The 14449-nt window shown below is 66.2% G+C and carries 10 protein-coding genes and 2 pseudogenes; 4 read left to right on the top strand and 8 right to left on the bottom strand.

The window, feature by feature from the left end; genetic code table 11:
• Positions 1 to 390 precede the first annotated feature (390 nt).
• Positions 391 to 1229, bottom strand: a pseudogene (locus XdyCFBP7245_RS08595) (DUF2884 family protein).
• A gap of 181 nt (positions 1230 to 1410) precedes the next feature.
• Here XdyCFBP7245_RS08595 and XdyCFBP7245_RS08590 point away from each other — a divergent pair.
• Complete coding sequence (locus XdyCFBP7245_RS08590; RefSeq protein WP_104615279.1) at positions 1411 to 1827, top strand: hypothetical protein; 417 nt, start codon at positions 1411 to 1413, stop codon at positions 1825 to 1827.
• A gap of 388 nt (positions 1828 to 2215) precedes the next feature.
• Here XdyCFBP7245_RS08590 and XdyCFBP7245_RS24795 read toward each other — a convergent pair.
• From XdyCFBP7245_RS24795 to XdyCFBP7245_RS08570, 4 genes and pseudogenes are all read right to left on the bottom strand, one after another.
• Positions 2216 to 2518: pseudogene (locus XdyCFBP7245_RS24795) on the bottom strand (hypothetical protein).
• Between the two features lie 284 nt (positions 2519 to 2802).
• The gene (gene dkgB / locus XdyCFBP7245_RS08580) at positions 2803 to 3606 is read right to left on the bottom strand and encodes a 2,5-didehydrogluconate reductase DkgB (protein WP_104615278.1); all 804 of its coding nucleotides are present in this window, start codon (positions 3604 to 3606) and stop codon (positions 2803 to 2805) included.
• A gap of 69 nt (positions 3607 to 3675) precedes the next feature.
• Positions 3676 to 4704, bottom strand: coding sequence for an NADP-dependent oxidoreductase (locus tag XdyCFBP7245_RS08575; protein WP_104615277.1), 1029 nt, complete (start codon positions 4702 to 4704; stop codon positions 3676 to 3678).
• Between the two features lie 105 nt (positions 4705 to 4809).
• The gene (locus tag XdyCFBP7245_RS08570; RefSeq protein ID WP_104615276.1) at positions 4810 to 5778 is read right to left on the bottom strand and encodes an aldo/keto reductase; all 969 of its coding nucleotides are present in this window, start codon (positions 5776 to 5778) and stop codon (positions 4810 to 4812) included.
• Between the two features lie 233 nt (positions 5779 to 6011).
• Between XdyCFBP7245_RS08570 and XdyCFBP7245_RS08565 the strand changes: the two genes are divergently transcribed.
• Both XdyCFBP7245_RS08565 and XdyCFBP7245_RS08560 read left to right on the top strand, forming a co-directional pair.
• Positions 6012 to 6866 (top strand): class I SAM-dependent methyltransferase, encoded by an 855-nt coding sequence (locus XdyCFBP7245_RS08565; RefSeq protein ID WP_104615323.1) that lies wholly within the window; start codon positions 6012 to 6014, stop codon positions 6864 to 6866.
• Between the two features lie 322 nt (positions 6867 to 7188).
• Positions 7189 to 7764 carry a pseudouridine synthase gene (locus tag XdyCFBP7245_RS08560; RefSeq protein ID WP_104615275.1) on the top strand — a complete coding sequence of 192 codons (576 nt, stop codon included), beginning with the start codon at positions 7189 to 7191 and terminating at the stop codon, positions 7762 to 7764.
• Positions 7765 to 8152: 388 nt separating this feature from the next.
• Here XdyCFBP7245_RS08560 and XdyCFBP7245_RS08555 read toward each other — a convergent pair whose 3' ends face one another.
• On the bottom strand, positions 8153 to 8584 hold the full coding sequence (locus XdyCFBP7245_RS08555; protein ID WP_104615274.1) for a hypothetical protein: 432 nt from the start codon (positions 8582 to 8584) through the stop codon (positions 8153 to 8155).
• A gap of 212 nt (positions 8585 to 8796) precedes the next feature.
• Positions 8797 to 11298, bottom strand: a complete 2502-nt coding sequence (gene hrpB, locus XdyCFBP7245_RS08550; protein WP_170068575.1) for an ATP-dependent helicase HrpB — start codon at positions 11296 to 11298, stop codon at positions 8797 to 8799.
• A gap of 308 nt (positions 11299 to 11606) precedes the next feature.
• On the opposite strand from hrpB, the gene XdyCFBP7245_RS08545 reads away from it, so the two are divergent.
• Positions 11607 to 13724, top strand: coding sequence for a methyl-accepting chemotaxis protein (locus XdyCFBP7245_RS08545; protein WP_170068574.1), 2118 nt, complete (start codon positions 11607 to 11609; stop codon positions 13722 to 13724).
• A 186-nt stretch (positions 13725 to 13910) separates the two neighbouring features.
• Here XdyCFBP7245_RS08545 and XdyCFBP7245_RS08540 read toward each other — a convergent pair whose 3' ends face one another.
• Positions 13911 to 14258 carry a hypothetical protein gene (locus XdyCFBP7245_RS08540; RefSeq protein ID WP_104615272.1) on the bottom strand — a complete coding sequence of 116 codons (348 nt, stop codon included), beginning with the start codon at positions 14256 to 14258 and terminating at the stop codon, positions 13911 to 13913.
• Positions 14259 to 14449: the final 191 nt, after the last annotated feature.

Raw genomic sequence — 14449 nt, 5'->3', positions numbered from 1 at the left:
TCGGTGTTCGTCAGCCCCTGTTGACGGCGCGTTCGGCAGCCGAAAGTACACCCTTAAAGAGAACTGCCGCGGTCACTTCACGGTGAGCCGGGTGGAGGTGTGTGCCCGCGGCTCGGTGCCCTCGTGTGAGTGTGGATTGCCACAGCAGATACGCCCGGTGCGGCCGCATCGGGCGTATGTGTGTGCGTCGTCTTGCGTGCCGTGCTGGAGCTGGAACAGCCGCAGGCGGTGTCGGATGCGTGACGCAACTGGCTTCTGCGCCAGGCAGCAATGGGTCAAACGCGGTCGATCGCCACGCGACTTTCCGCTAGCGCGTGACTCTTCCGAATGAAGACACGGCGCATCAGGCGATGGTCCTGGACGAGCAAACCCAGCACACGGGTGACGCGTTCAATGCGCCGCGGCGGCAACCACGCTGACAGAGACCGGTGCGTCGCCCTTGGGCGCGGGCGTGTTGAGTTCCAGCATCTGCAACTGTTCGCCCTGGAAGCGGTATTCCAGCGCCTGCTGGATGGCATACAGCGCCTGCGCATGCACGCACACCGCCTGGGCCTGTGTCTCAAGCACCTGATTGCGCTGTTGCATGGTCTGCTCCAGCCGCGCATCCAGTTCCGCGCCACGGCGTTCCAGCTGCGCAGCGCGGCCGGTCATCACCGTCCACATCACGCTGCGGGTGAGGCTGCCGGCCAGATCCTCGGCTGCGGCTTCGACGCTGGCCTCGAAGCGCTCGTCGAATAGTTGCTGCTCCCAGCGCCCACGCCCCAGGCTGCCATCCACCTGCGCCAGTGCGCCGGTGCGCAACTGCTCGACCTTGCGTTGCTGACGTGCGCTTCCGGACAGCACATGCACCACACCGCCGAGCGCATCGAAGGTGATGTCGACCACCGAGTGGGCGATGGAGGTCACCGCCGGCATCATCGCGCGGGTGCGTTGTTCGAGTTCGCGCAGCCGTTGCGCATCCGCTGTGCTGACCGGTTGCGCCTGACGGTCGACATTGAGCTCGCCACCGTGAAAGAAAATTTCGCGTGGCGCGCCCTGCTTGCGACGCAGCCAGATGCCGCCGCTGTCGGCCAGCACGTCGTAGGAGGTGCTGACTTCGCATTGCCGCGAAGACAGTTGCGGCTTGGCGGTCTCGGCCTGCGCAGCGCAGGTCGCCAACACAAGCAGCGGCACAAGGATGGCAAGGCGCATGGGAGTGACCGCTGGCTGGGGTTTGCAGCATCCCGCAGCGTCGCCTGGGCTGCATGGGCAGGAAGTCAGGGTGCCGGCGGTGCCGCTCCGACCGGCGGTCGTCGCAAAGCGTGAACCGGGTCGAGCATCGGCGCGATGACGGTATCCAAACGACTGGCTCACTTGATTCTCACGGCGTATGGTGTGAATTATGTTGCATAGCAGCATCGGAGCTCGGCAATGCTCGACACACGTATCGAAAAGGTTGACCTGGCGCTGACCGAAATCGCCCAGGACCCATCGGAAAAGGTGGCGCTGTGGCAATGGGCGTGCCGCGAGATGCTGCACGAAACCCTGATCGGCATGCATCAGTTGTCGCACCTGGCCGGCATCGCCCGCCACGTCGCCAACGACTGGCGCGCGCCGGTGGATGTGATCGCACCGCCGAAGCCTTATCTGGCCGCGTCCGCCTTGGCAGACCGCCGCTTGCCGCAGGTGCTGGATGGGCTGGGCAGCACACAGGACGACAACGACCGCGCCAACCTGTGGCGGCTGCGTTACGCAAGCCTGATCGCCTCGACGCTGCAAGGCATGCAGGCGTTGGCCGAAAAGCACCGTATCGATCGGCAGGCGATGGCGATGGGGCAGTTGAACTGATCGCTGCCCAAGATGCCGCGCGCTGCTGCGCGGCCAGCTGTCACCGGGTTGATGACGCTGCGGAGTAGTGCGCTGGGCCAGGCCGTGCGTCTGTGTCACCGTGTGGTGCGTGCGATTGGTGTGGTCAGCAGCCTTATCGCGCCAGCGTGTGTTCGATGTTTGTAGCGTCACGCGCGCTTAAAACGGCGGCTGATTCGCGCTTACGGGCCCGGCCTGATTTGATGCGGCTCGCGAAAAATATCTTTTTCCAAATCAAACAACGTGGCGGTGTGCAGTTCATCGCGGGCACATGGCGCTCAAGCACAACACGCAGCACGCGCTTCTTGATCGAAACACGCTGACCGTCCAGCCCGCAAAATTCTCGTGTTGTGCCGAACCACCGGTACCTTCAGTGCCGCACGCTCGTATCCTGCAGATGTTGCCAGGCATGTCGCACGATCCAGCGCGCCTGGTCCCACGGCACCGACAGTAGCGGTTGGTCCTGGTAGTACGCATCCTGCAGTACCCGGTACAGCTGCGCTTCGGTGGCACGCGGATACGCCAGGTAGATGTCGTAACCCAGCATCAGCACGCGGGCCTAATCGGCAAACGCATAGCCGCCCAGATGCCCTTCGGCATGGACGTCGCGCCAGTAGGCGATCTCTGCGTCGACATTGACGGTGTTGCGGGTCAGAACGGCTGCGCTGTGCATGGGTAGGACTCCGTGACCGGGCTACCCCCCTGTGCGGGCACCGTAGCAGCGCCGCCTGTCGCTCACCAGCCCGCGACGACGAGCGGTCGTCGCGGGCTGGTCAGGCGTGCAGCGATAGGCGTGGCTAGAACATGGCGAGCAGTCACCAGGTAGGTGTGGACGGCGCTCGCAGATCGGCGTGGACGCGTGTTACCTGCCACACCGAGCACCGGCTGCGCCCGCCTGGCGGCGAGCGCAGCGGTTTTGTCAGCCGCTCTCAGCCCGCTGCATGCGTCGGTGCGGCATCAATCCCAGTCGGGCGCGATGGCGTGCGGGTTGGCCAGCCGCTGCCCGCGGTCGAGCGCGGCGATTTCGCCCATGTCCTGCTCGCTCAAACGCAGCGCTTGCGCCTTGAGATTGCTTTCCAGATTCGCCCGCTTGGTCGACGATGGAATCACCGAATATCCCTGTTGCAGTGCCCAGGCCAGCGTGACTTGCGCCGGGGTGGCGTCGTGGCGCGCGGCAATGGCCAGGATCACCGGATCTTTCAGCACCTCGCCCACCGCCAGCGTCATGTAGGACGTGACGTGGATGCCTTGCTCGCGCAAGAAGGCGATCAACGTGCGGTTCTGCAGGTACGGGTGCACCTCGATCTGGTTGGTGGCAATCGCCTCGGCGCCCAGGATCTCGATCGCCTGCTTGATCAGGGCAATGGTGAAGTTGGACACACCAATCGCACGTGTCAGGCCCTGCTGCTTGGCCTGCGCCAAGGCTTCCAGATACTCGCGCATCGGTACCTGATCCTTTGGCGATGGCCAATGGATCAGGGTGAGGTCGACATGGTCGGTGCCGAGTTTGCGCAGGCTTTCCTGCAGGCTGGGCTGCAGCGTGTCGCGGCTGAATCGGTCGACCCAGATCTTGGTGGTCACGTACAGCTGGTCGCGCGGCACGCCGGATTCGCTGATCGCCTGACCAACCTGGGCTTCGTTGTCGTAGATCTGTGCGGTATCGATCGCGCGATATCCCAACGCCAGCGCGTTGCGCACCGAGTCGATGACGACCTGATCTTTGAGACGGAAGGTGCCGAGGCCGAATGCGGGGACAGTCATTGTGTTCCTTTTGGGAATGGGGAATGGGGAATGGGGAATCGTAAGAGCCGGTAGAGCGCTGCGCATTGATCAGTCGAGTGCGACGACCGCTTTGCCGAAGTTTTCGCCACGCAACAGGCTGATCAGCCCCTGCGGTGCGGCATCCAGGCCATGCAGCACATGCTCGCGGTACTGGATGCGGCCTTCGCGTAGCCACTGGCCCATTTCGCGCAGAAATGCTGGCATCAGGCGGATGAAATCGTGCTGGATGAAGCCGCGCACGGTCAGCCGCTTGCGCAGCACCTGGCCCATGAAGTCCGGCAGGCGATCGGGCCCTGGTAGTACCTGACCACGGCTGTTGTAGGTGGCGATCACGCCGCAGACCGGAATGCGCGCAAAGTCGTTGAGTTGCGGCAGCACCGCATCGAACACCTTGCCGCCGACATTTTCGAAATAGATATCGATGCCGTCGGGCGTGGCAGCGCGCAACTGCGCGGCAAAGTCGTCGGCACGGTGATCCAGTGCCACATCCACCTGCAACGACTCGTGCAGGTAGCGCACCTTTTCTTCGCCACCGGCAATGCCCACCACGCGCAAGCCTTGCAGGCGCGCCAACTGCGCCACCGTGGCGCCAACCGGCCCGCTGGCGGCGGCCACCACCAGCGTCTCGCCGGGCTGCGGCTTGCCGATCTCGTGCAGGCCGGCGTAGGCGGTAAAACCGGGCATGCCGTAGACGCCAAGCGCGGTGCTCAGCGGCAGGCTGTCGTCCTTGGGCAACTTGCGCAGCGGCGTTGTCGGGGTGAGCAGGCTATAGGTCTGCCAACCGCCGTGCAGCACCAGCAGGTCGCCGGGCTGATAGTCGGCATGATGCGACTCGACGACTTCGCCGATGGTGCCGCCTTCCATCACCGCATCGATGGCCACGGGCGCCGCATACGACGGGCCATCGTCCATGCGGCCACGCATGTACGGGTCGAGCGACAGGAAGCGGTTGCGCACCAGAATCTGGTCGTGTCCGGTGGGCGGCAGGGCGACTTCTTCGAGACGGAAGTTGCCTGCGTTGGGTTCGCCGTGCGGGCGCGACGCCAGCACGATGCGGCGGTTGGTGATCGATGTCATGCGGAAGATCCTCGCAGGGGAGCCGCGCGTGCGCGGCCGAGGGAGCACAGCCACCGCAGTGGCTGCGCGAATGAATAAACAGGCCGATCTCGCGCTGCGGCGGCGTTACGCGGCAGCCGGTTCCGGCGCGCTTGCCGCGTCCAGTTGCGCAATCTGCTCGGCGCTCAGCGACAGCTGCGCCGCAGCCAGCACATCGTGCAGCTGGCTCACGCTGGTGGCGCTGACGATCGGCGCAGTGAGGCCGGGGCGTGCGATCAACCAGGCCAGCGCGATCTGCGCCGGCGTTGCCTTGTGGGTGGCGGCCAGATCGTCCAACGCCTGCAAGATGCGCAGGCCGCGCGGGTTGACGTATTGCTTGACCACCGAGGCGCCGCGCGCGCTGCTCTTGCCGGCATCCTCATTGCTGCGGTACTTGCCGGTCAGAAAGCCGCTGGCCAGCGAGTAGTAACTGATCACGCCCAGGCCGCGCTCGCGCACCAGCGGTTCCAGTTCGGCTTCGTAGCCGGCGCGGTCGTAGAGGTTGTATTCGGGCTGCAGGCTTTCGTAGCGCGGCAGCGAGTACTGCTCGGAAGTATCCAGCGCATCGCGCAGGCGCGACGCGCTGTAATTGGACGCGCCGATCGCGCGCACCTTGCCTTGTTCGATCAAACGGCCGAACGCGGCCAGCGTGGCTTCCAGCGGAACCGACTCATCGTCTTCGTGCGCCTGGTACAGATCGATCACATCGGTCTGCAGACGCGTCAGCGAATCTTCCACCGCCGCTGCGATGTTCTCCGGCGACAGGCCGGGATGTTCGCTCCACTTGGCGACCTTGGTCGCAATCAGCACCTTGTCGCGCTTGCCGCTGCGTGCAAGCCAACGCCCGATGATGGTTTCCGACTCGCCGCCGCGATTGCCCGGCACCCAGCCGGAGTACGCATCGGCGGTGTCGATCAGATTGAAGCCGGCATCGACGAATGCATCCAGCAAGGCGAACGAGGTCGCCTCATCGGCGCTCCAGCCGAACACATTGCCGCCAAAGACGATCGGTTGAACCTGCAGGCCGGAGCGGCCCAGTGCGCGGGGGTGAGTCATCGTTCAAGCTCCTGATGCGAACTGCCGACAGGATAGTCATGCGCACCGATCATGCGTGTGACATCGATGTGGATTCAGCGTTCCGTCGATCGTGTGCATCGGCTCACAGGATATGAACATCTCGCGTATGCACAGCGATACGAACCACGGCTGAGCGCAGCGATTCGGGCACATGGCAGGCCCCGGGCCGCGTGCTAGGCTCGCGCTACTTTTACCCGGAAGAGGGCGCTGCGATGATCCGCAACAAGCTGGCCTGTGCGTGTGTGATGAGTGTCATGGTGGCGATGAGTGCGCCGCTGGCGATGGCCATGAAGCCGGCCGACAGCGCAAGCCTGCCGGCGCCCGATGCTGCGTTGCAGGCGGCCATCAACGGCAACTGGCGCGACCGTGTGTACGTGCAGCGCGATCAGTACCGTCACCCGGGCCAGACGCTGGCGTTCTTCGGCATCAAGCCGACCCAGACCGTTATCGAGATCACGCCCGGCGGCGGTTGGTATTCGGAAATCCTGGCGCCGTATCTGCGCGAGAAGGGCAAGTACGTGGCAGCGGTGGTCGACCCGGCGTCGGCGCCCGAAGGCCGTAACCGCGATTACGCCCAGCGTGCGCGCGACGAGCTGGAAAAGAAGTTCAAGGCCAAGCCCGAGGTGTATGGCAAGCCGGCGTTCGTGTCGTATGTGCCCAAGTCGCCGTCGTTCGGCGTGGACAACTCGGCCGATCTGGTGCTGACCTTCCGCAACGTGCACAACTGGCGCATGGCCGGCAGTGCCGAGGCGATGTTCGCCGGCTTCTACAAGGTGCTCAAGCCCGGCGGCGTGCTGGGCGTGGTCGAGCACCGCGCCAAGACCGATGTGCCGGCCGACGACAAGAGCGGCTATGTCGGTCAGGCGCAGGTGATCGCGATGGCCGAAGCGGCGGGCTTCAAGCTGGCAGGCAAAAGCGAGCTCAACGCCAACCCGCGCGATACCAAGGACTACGCCGGTGGCGTATGGACGTTGCCGCCAAGCAACAGCCACGACAAGGCCGACGATGCCAAGTACAAGGCCATCGGCGAGAGCGACCGCATGACGTTGAAGTTCGTCAAGCAGTAAGCACGTGTCTGCATGCCGGCGAGGTGGCCGGCATGCAGTGGTTGCTACGCATAACAGCTGTCTGTGGCTTGCGGTTACGTATGCATGACCGGCTGCGCAAGAACGCAACGCAGGTCTCTTGCGCGGTTTTCAAAAATCCGGTCCCCGATGCGTGGCAAACCGTTGCCGCTGATCATGGTCGATGTGCACACCTGAGAGACCTGTTCTTTCCCTGTCATGGCACGCCAGCGATCGCACTGCTGGCTGCGCGCATCTTGCCTACGCTACACAGCCACGCGCGGCGATCGCCATGCGCAGCGTTCTCCTTGTCACAGGGCTGTCCATGTTGGTGCTGTTGAACAAACCCTATGGCGTGCTGTCGCAATTCAGCGACCGCTCGCAGCCGCCAAAGCGCACATTGGGCGAGTTCGGCCTGCCGCCGGACGTGTACGCGGCGGGCCGCCTGGATCACGATAGCGAAGGACTGTTGTTGCTTACCGACGATGGTGCATTGGCGCATCGGCTCACCGACCCGCGGCACAAGCAGCCCAAGACGTACTGGGTGCAGGTGGAAGGCGAGCCGCAGGAGGCACAGCTGCAAGCCCTGCGCGATGGCGTGCTGCTCAACGATGGCCCGACCCGGCCTGCAACCGTGCGCAAGCTCGACCCCGCGCCGGAGCTGTGGCCGCGCAATCCCCCGGTGCGTGCGCGCAAGACCGTGCCCGATGCCTGGCTGGAACTGCAGATTACCGAAGGCCGCAACCGTCAGGTGCGTCGGATGACCGCATCGGTCGGTCTGCCCACCTTGCGTCTGGTGCGGGTGGCGATCGGCGATTGGAGACTGGATGCGCTCGCGCCTGGCCAGTGGCGTGCGGATGACACGCCTGGCCCGCGACAGGGGCGTGGGTCGCGTAGATAGCGCTGGGCTGTTGCGATCACGTCGATGGCGCGATGGCTGCAATCGCCAGTGATGCGATCGAACGGCGGCGATTGCGTGCGTCGTTCAACGAGCGGCTGACGACACGTAGCGAGCAGCTCTCACGTGGGTGTGGATGCCGCATTCGTATCCGGCGTATACGTGTACGCATAGTCCATGCTGCACCGAGCACCGGCCGCGCCCGCCCGGCGGTGAGCGCAGTCGTTTTCTTGGCTGCTCTAAAGCGGCGTAGCGATCCGGCAACGCAGTGGGTTGCTGTGCGGCTGCGTGCCACACGGCGCTGTGCAATGCCTGCCCACAAACGAAAACGCCACGGCGAGAGGCCGTGGCGTTCTGGAGTGCAATCCGCCTGTTCGGCGGACTCGGTGTCTTATTCGACGCCGTCGCTCGGCGTCACTGCAGCGCGGCGCTGGTAGGCGGCGCGACGTGCATTGGCATTGCTGGCGTGTTCGCGATCCAGACGATGCACGCTGCCACCCAGCACCTGCTGATCACGCTGACGCTTGCGATACACCGCATAGCCGATCAGGCCAAGGCCGGCGACGGCCGCTGCCACCGTGATGGCCGGGTTGCGCTTGACCAGCTTGCTGGCTGCCTTGCCGCCGCTGCGCACTGCCCCCAGGGCCACGCCGGTCTTCAGCCATTCGCTGGCGCCTGGACCGAAATGACGCAGGCTGCTGCCGGCGCTACGTGCCTGTTCGCCCGCAGTGGATGCGGCATGACGCAGTTGGTCGCCGGCGGTGCCGGCCAGTTCCAGGGCACGCTCCAGGGCGCGTTCGGTGATCACAGTCAGCTTGCTCATTGAAGGCGTTTCCTTTCCGAGTACGTGACCTGCAGTCTGTGGCCAATCGCGTATAGGCGGCGTTAGCGGCAGTAAGCGCCGTTTGGCTAACGGTTAAAAAGCGCTGTTGCCTGCGTGCAAGAGAGATGCCGCTTCGCATTGCACGACCAACGCGCGGCCGTCCCCTCACCCCAGCCGCGCTCCTGGCGGGCGAGGGGCTACAGCAAGGCGGATCAGGTGCCGCGGGGTTTTGCGCGATGGGTTGCGGCGGCTGTCCAGGGGTCGTCTGGCCATGGATGCCTGGGATACCGCCCCTTCATTTCTTTTTTGACGTCCGGATAGGTGGTGGCCCAGAAGCTTTTCAGATCCTGGGTGACCTGCAGTGGGCGTCCGCCGGGCGAGAGCAGGTGCAGGGTCAGCGGGATGCGGCCATCGGCAATGCGCGGGGTTTCGGCCAGGCCGAACAGTTCCTGCAGCTTGACCGCCAGCACCGGCGGCAGCGGTTGCTGGGTGTGGTCGAGTGCGTAGCTGATCTGGCGTTCCATGCCCGACGGCACGCTGATGCGGGTGGGAGCGTGGCGGTCGATGGCCTGGCGGCGTTCCCACGGCAGTGCGGCCTTGAGCGCCTCGCCCAGGCTGGACTCATCCAGCGCGTCGAGCCGGGTCTTGCCGGCGAAGGCCGGGCGCAGCCAACGGTCCAACGAGGCGAGCAGTGCGGTATCGGAGAGATCGGGCAGCTCCAGCTCGGGCATCCACACCCGCAGCGACAGCACGCGGGCGCGCCATTGCTGCAGGGTCTCGGTCCAGGGCAGGGCATCCAGGCCGAGCTGACGCACCGCCTCGGTCAGGGCGCCAGCGGCCTGGGCGGGATCGACGCGGCCGGCGGGGCGGCTGTCGAGCACGATGCGGTCGAAGCTGGATTGCCGGCGCGCGACCAAGGCGCGTTTGTCGGCGTCCCACTGCACCACGTCCTGCTGCACGAAGCGCTCGGGCAGGCTGCGGCGCAGATAAGCCTCGTCGATCGGCGCAGCACGCAGCAGCAGGGCGTCCTTGGCCTCGTAACGCAGCTCGCTGGCGACCAGCCACGGTTCGCCGCGCAGGTCGCTGTGGTCGAACAGACGCGCGCTGCGGCCGTTGGCGAGCAGATAGCGCAACGGGTCGGTCGGGTGGCGTGCGGCGATGCGGTCGGGGAAGGCATGCGCGAGCAGGTCGCCCAGCGCGTGCGCCTCCACGCTGGTGGGTGGGGCGGTGTCGCAGCGCAGTCGGCGGCGCCATTGTTTGGCGGCACTGTCGATCGCGGCCAGGCCACCGCGGTTGGCATCGGGCGCGCTACGGCCCTGGCGAAATGCCGCCAACGCGCGCCAGCGTGCGGCCAATCCATCGCCGCCCTGCCGCAGCGGGTCGCGCGCTTCCAGCAATGCGGCCAGGTCGCAGGCCAGTGCCAGGCGCGATGCAGCGCCGGCCTGCGCCAGCATCGCGGCCAGACGCGGATGCGTGCCCAGCGCCAGCATGCGGCGGCCCAGCGCGGTGATGCCGCCGCTGTCGCTGAGCGCGCCCAGCCGTTGCAGCAATTCGCGCGCGGCCGCCAGCGCGCCGGTGGGCGGGGCATCGACAAAGCGCAGCGCATCGCTGCCCCAGGCGGCCAGTTCCAGGGCCAGGCCGGCCAGTTCCACCTGGGTGATCTCGGCGCGCCGTTGCGGTTCCAGGCGCTGCGATTGCGGCCACAGCCGGTACGCCCAGCCGCTGGCCACGCGTCCGGCACGGCCGGCGCGCTGGTCGGCCGACGCCTGCGAAATGGTGGCTACATCCAGCCGCGAAAAGCCGCTGTTGGGGTCGTAGTGCGGCTCGCGCGCCTGGCCGCTGTCGATCACCGCGCGCACGCCGGGCAAGGTCACCGACGACTCGGCCACGTTGGTGGCCAGCACCACGCGGCGGCGGCCCTGCGCATCCGGCTGCAGCACCTGGCTTTGCGCCTCCACCGACAACTCGCCGTGCAGCGGCAATACCTGGATCGCCGGGTCCAGTGCGTCCTGCAAGGCGCCTTGCACGCGCGCGATCTCGCGTTGGCCGGGCAAAAACACCAGCACATCGCCGGGATGGGTGAGCAGGGCATGCTCCACGGCGCGCCGCGTCTGTGGTTCCAGCGCTTCGTCGCGGCGCGCGGGGAAATGTGCGATCTCCACCGGAAAACTGCGCCCGGCGCTGCTCAGGCGCGGCGCATCCAGAAAGCCGGCCAGCCGCTCGCCATCCAACGTGGCCGACATCGCCACGATGCGCAGGTCCTCGCGCACCTGTGCCTGCACGTCCAGCGCCAATGCCAGGCCGAGGTCGCCGGCCAGATGGCGTTCGTGGAATTCGTCGAACAGCAGCGCGCCCACGCGTTCCAGCATCGGGTCGTCCTGGATCATCCGGGTCAGGATGCCTTCGGTGACCACTTCGATCCGGGTACGCGCGGAGGTCTTGTTTTCGAAGCGGATGCGGTAACCCACCGTCTCGCCGACCGGCTCGCCCACCTGGCGTGCCATGAACAGCGCAGCGCTACGTGCGGCCACCCGGCGCGGTTCCAGCATCACGATGCGGCGGCCGGCCAGCCATGGCGCATCCAGTAACGCCAACGGCACCTGGGTGGTCTTGCCGGCACCGGGCGGGGCTTCGAGCACCAACCGCGGATGGGCGGCAAGGCTATCGCGGATCTGCGGCAGAAGCGGGGCGATGGGGAAGGCAGGTTCGGTCATGCGCGGCAAGGATACGGGCCTGCTCGCGCCGGTGCGATGGTCGGGGAGGCAGGTGAAGCCTGTCAGGGAGTGGCGTAGGGCCTGTCGGCAACGCAACTGTTTGGGCTTGCCGCCAGCGCTCGCTGCCCGGCAACGTGCGGCGGACCAAGAGCCTGCGTGCACAAAGATGTGCGCCACTCGGCCGCTCCGGCAGCGTCTGCTCGGTCTGCTGCGCGGTGGGCCAGACGCGTGCAAATGCAGGGGGCTTTTCTGCTTCAGAGTGCATGGCCGGCGTCGATACCCCGGTTGAACCCGTCACTGGATCGACCATGTCCACCCCCTCCCCGCGTTTTGTCAGTCTGCAAAGCAAGCTGTTGGGCGCCCTTGCGCTTGGCCTGTCGATCATCCTGTTATGCGCACTCGGCGGCTTGGGCTCTGCCTGGCTGAGCCTGTCCGGCAAGGTGCCGGTGGAAGTGGCGCAGGCTTCGGCCAGCGAAGCACTCACCCGCGATTTCCGCCTGCAGGTGCAGGAATGGAAGAACGTGCTGATCCGTGGCCGCGACCCCGCACAGCTCGAAAAACATCTGACTGCCTTCCGCGACAAGGGCAAGAGCGTGCAGGGCACGGTCGCCTCACTGGCAGGCGCGCTGGCCGATCCGCAGGCGCGTGCGCTGGCGCAGGACTTTGCCAAGGCGCATCTGGAACTGCAGGTCAGCTACGAAGCGGCGTTGGGCAAGTTTGCCGAGTCCGGTTACGACACCCAGGTGGGCGATCAGCTGGTCAAGGGCAAGGACCGCGCGCCCAGCCAGACGCTGGAGGCGTTGGTCGCGCGCAGTAAGGCGTTGGCCGATGCGGCCGTGCTGGCAAGTTCGCAATCGGCGCAGCGCATGCTGGTGTATTCGGCACTGGCCACCATTGCCGCCGCACTCTGTCTTGTGGCGGTGTTGGGGTGGTGGATCCGGCGCTCGATCGTGCGGCCCATCGAAAACGTCGCGCGTGCGGCACGCCTGGTGGCGGCCGGCGATCTATCCGCGCACGCTGCGGTCAGCAACCGCGATGAAATCGGCCTGCTCGGCCAGGCAATGGGGCAGGTGGTCAACACGCTCACCGATGTCTCCAGTGCGCAGGCGGACATGGCGCAGCGCCACGACGCCGGGCAGATGAGCTACCGCATGGACGCGCAGGCGTTTCCCGGCGCTTACGGCCGCATGGTCGATGACACCAACGGGTTGATCGGCGCGCAAGTGGGCCTGATCGGCACCATGCTGCAGGTGATGCAGCATTATGCGGTGGGCGACATGTCGGTGGACATGCCGCGCCTGCCCGGCGAAAAGGCGCAGATCACCGATGCGATGGACACCACCAAGCGCAACCTGGCTGCCATCAATGGCGAAATTCGTGGCCTGGTGGACGCCGCTGCGGCCGGCGATTTTGCCACCCGCGGCAATGCCGCTGCCTACAAGTTCGAATTCCGCGGCATGGTCGAGGGCCTCAATGGCCTGATGCAGAACGTGGACCAGAATCTGGGCGAGTTGTCGCAGCTGCTCAAGGCCATTGCCGATGGCGATCTGACCGCGCGCATGCGCGGCAACCAGCAGGGCGTGTTCGCGCGGATGCGCGACGATGCCAACGCCACCGTGCAACGCCTCACCGATATCGTTGGCGATATCACGCTGGCCGCGCAGACCATCCGCACCGCCTCGGCAGAAATCGCCGCCGGCAACAGCGATCTGGCGCAACGCACCGAACAACAGGCCGCGAATCTGGAAGAAACCGCCGCCTCGATGGAAGAGCTCACCTCGACCGTGCGCCAGAACTCCGACACCGCGCAGCAGGCCAGCCGGGGTGCGCAGGCCGCTGCCGAGATCGCCGGCCGTGGCGGCGAGATGGTCGCCAGCGTGGTCGATACCATGGGCGAGATCGAAGTGTCGTCCAGGAAGATCGCCGAGATCATCAGCGTCATCGACGGCATCGCGTTCCAGACCAATATCCTGGCGTTGAACGCGGCGGTGGAAGCGGCGCGCGCCGGCGAACAGGGCCGCGGCTTTGCCGTAGTTGCTTCGGAAGTGCGCGCGCTGGCGCAGCGCTCGGCCGGGGCCGCCAAGGAGGTCAAGCAGTTGATCGATGCATCGGTGGAGAGCGTGGCGCGCGGGAGCGCACGCGTGGATCAGGCCGGACGCACGATGCAGGACATCGTGCAATCGGTGCAGCAGGTCACCACGCTGATCGCCGAGATTTCCGCTGCCTCGCGCGAGCAATCGTCGGGCATCGAACAGGTGGCGCGCACCGTCAACGACATGGACGAAACCACCCAGCGCAATGCCGCGCTGGTGGAAGAAGCCTCGGCCGCTGCACGTGCGATGGAAGAACAGGCAGTGGAGCTGAGCGAAGCGGTGTCGGTATTCCGCCTGGATGCACGCAAGCCGCGGTTGGTGGCGGCTGCATGAGGGCGGCGCACAGCCGCTGCGTCGCCGACAGGTGCGCGGTGGGGTTGCGGTGCCGGCAAGAAGGGCGACGTCTGCACGCCGGTTTCTGCGCGCCGCGCATTGCCGCCTGATCACGGCTTGCTGGGTGGTGTGGGTTGCATCATGGCGCGGTAGTGGCGATGGATCGCCGCAGCTGCGTCGCCTGTTTCAGCGGCCTGGCGATGCGGGCGGCTCCACATCGCCCGGGTACTGCCTGCCGAAGCATTTTTCCAGGCGTTGATCGCGCTCGCGCTGGTTGCAGGGCTGGCGTAAGGCCCCGGTCATGGATAACGCTGCGCGCGCCACGCCGGAGCGGAAGGCCCAGGTCTGCTGCACTTCGCCACCATCCGGTGCCCAGGCCTGGTTGAAGCGCGTGGTGTCCACCGGCAATGCATCCGGCGGCGTGAGCAGGCGCTGGCTGCGTGCGGCGATCACCGGCGTGAGACGCGGATGGGCGGCAAGGCTATCGCGGATCTGCGGCCGCAGCGGGGCGATGGGGAAGGCAGGCTCGGTCATGCGCGGCAAGGAGACGTTTCTGCTGCATGGAGTGCGACAGAGACCTGTGCGCGACTGTCGGCAGCCCGCTGCGTTCTGGCTTATCGCTTACAGCGCACGAAACGCTCCACGCCGCAGCGAAGCGTCGGGTGCGAGATGCGTAATCGCAGCGCTAAATCAGAAATCCCCGCATCCCACTTCGGTCAGCGTCT

Source organism: Xanthomonas dyei, assembly GCF_002939865.1.
GTDB lineage: Bacteria > Pseudomonadota > Gammaproteobacteria > Xanthomonadales > Xanthomonadaceae > Xanthomonas > Xanthomonas dyei.
Note: the sequence above shows the minus strand (reverse complement) of the source record. Positions and strands in the feature narration are given on the sequence as shown.

What these genes read in the sequence shown, in the direction of transcription:
- XdyCFBP7245_RS08590 (WP_104615279.1), top strand. Translation starts at nt 1,411, where the DNA reads ATGCTCGACACACGTATCGAAAAGGTTGACCTGGCGCTGACCGAAATC.
- dkgB (WP_104615278.1), bottom strand. Translation starts at nt 3,606, where the DNA reads ATGACTGTCCCCGCATTCGGCCTCGGCACCTTCCGTCTCAAAGATCAG.
- XdyCFBP7245_RS08575 (WP_104615277.1), bottom strand. Translation starts at nt 4,704, where the DNA reads ATGACATCGATCACCAACCGCCGCATCGTGCTGGCGTCGCGCCCGCAC.
- XdyCFBP7245_RS08570 (WP_104615276.1), bottom strand. Translation starts at nt 5,778, where the DNA reads ATGACTCACCCCCGCGCACTGGGCCGCTCCGGCCTGCAGGTTCAACCG.
- XdyCFBP7245_RS08565 (WP_104615323.1), top strand. Translation starts at nt 6,012, where the DNA reads ATGATCCGCAACAAGCTGGCCTGTGCGTGTGTGATGAGTGTCATGGTG.
- XdyCFBP7245_RS08560 (WP_104615275.1), top strand. Translation starts at nt 7,189, where the DNA reads ATGTTGGTGCTGTTGAACAAACCCTATGGCGTGCTGTCGCAATTCAGC.
- XdyCFBP7245_RS08555 (WP_104615274.1), bottom strand. Translation starts at nt 8,584, where the DNA reads ATGAGCAAGCTGACTGTGATCACCGAACGCGCCCTGGAGCGTGCCCTG.
- hrpB (WP_170068575.1), bottom strand. Translation starts at nt 11,298, where the DNA reads ATGACCGAACCTGCCTTCCCCATCGCCCCGCTTCTGCCGCAGATCCGC.
- XdyCFBP7245_RS08545 (WP_170068574.1), top strand. Translation starts at nt 11,607, where the DNA reads ATGTCCACCCCCTCCCCGCGTTTTGTCAGTCTGCAAAGCAAGCTGTTG.
- XdyCFBP7245_RS08540 (WP_104615272.1), bottom strand. Translation starts at nt 14,258, where the DNA reads ATGACCGAGCCTGCCTTCCCCATCGCCCCGCTGCGGCCGCAGATCCGC.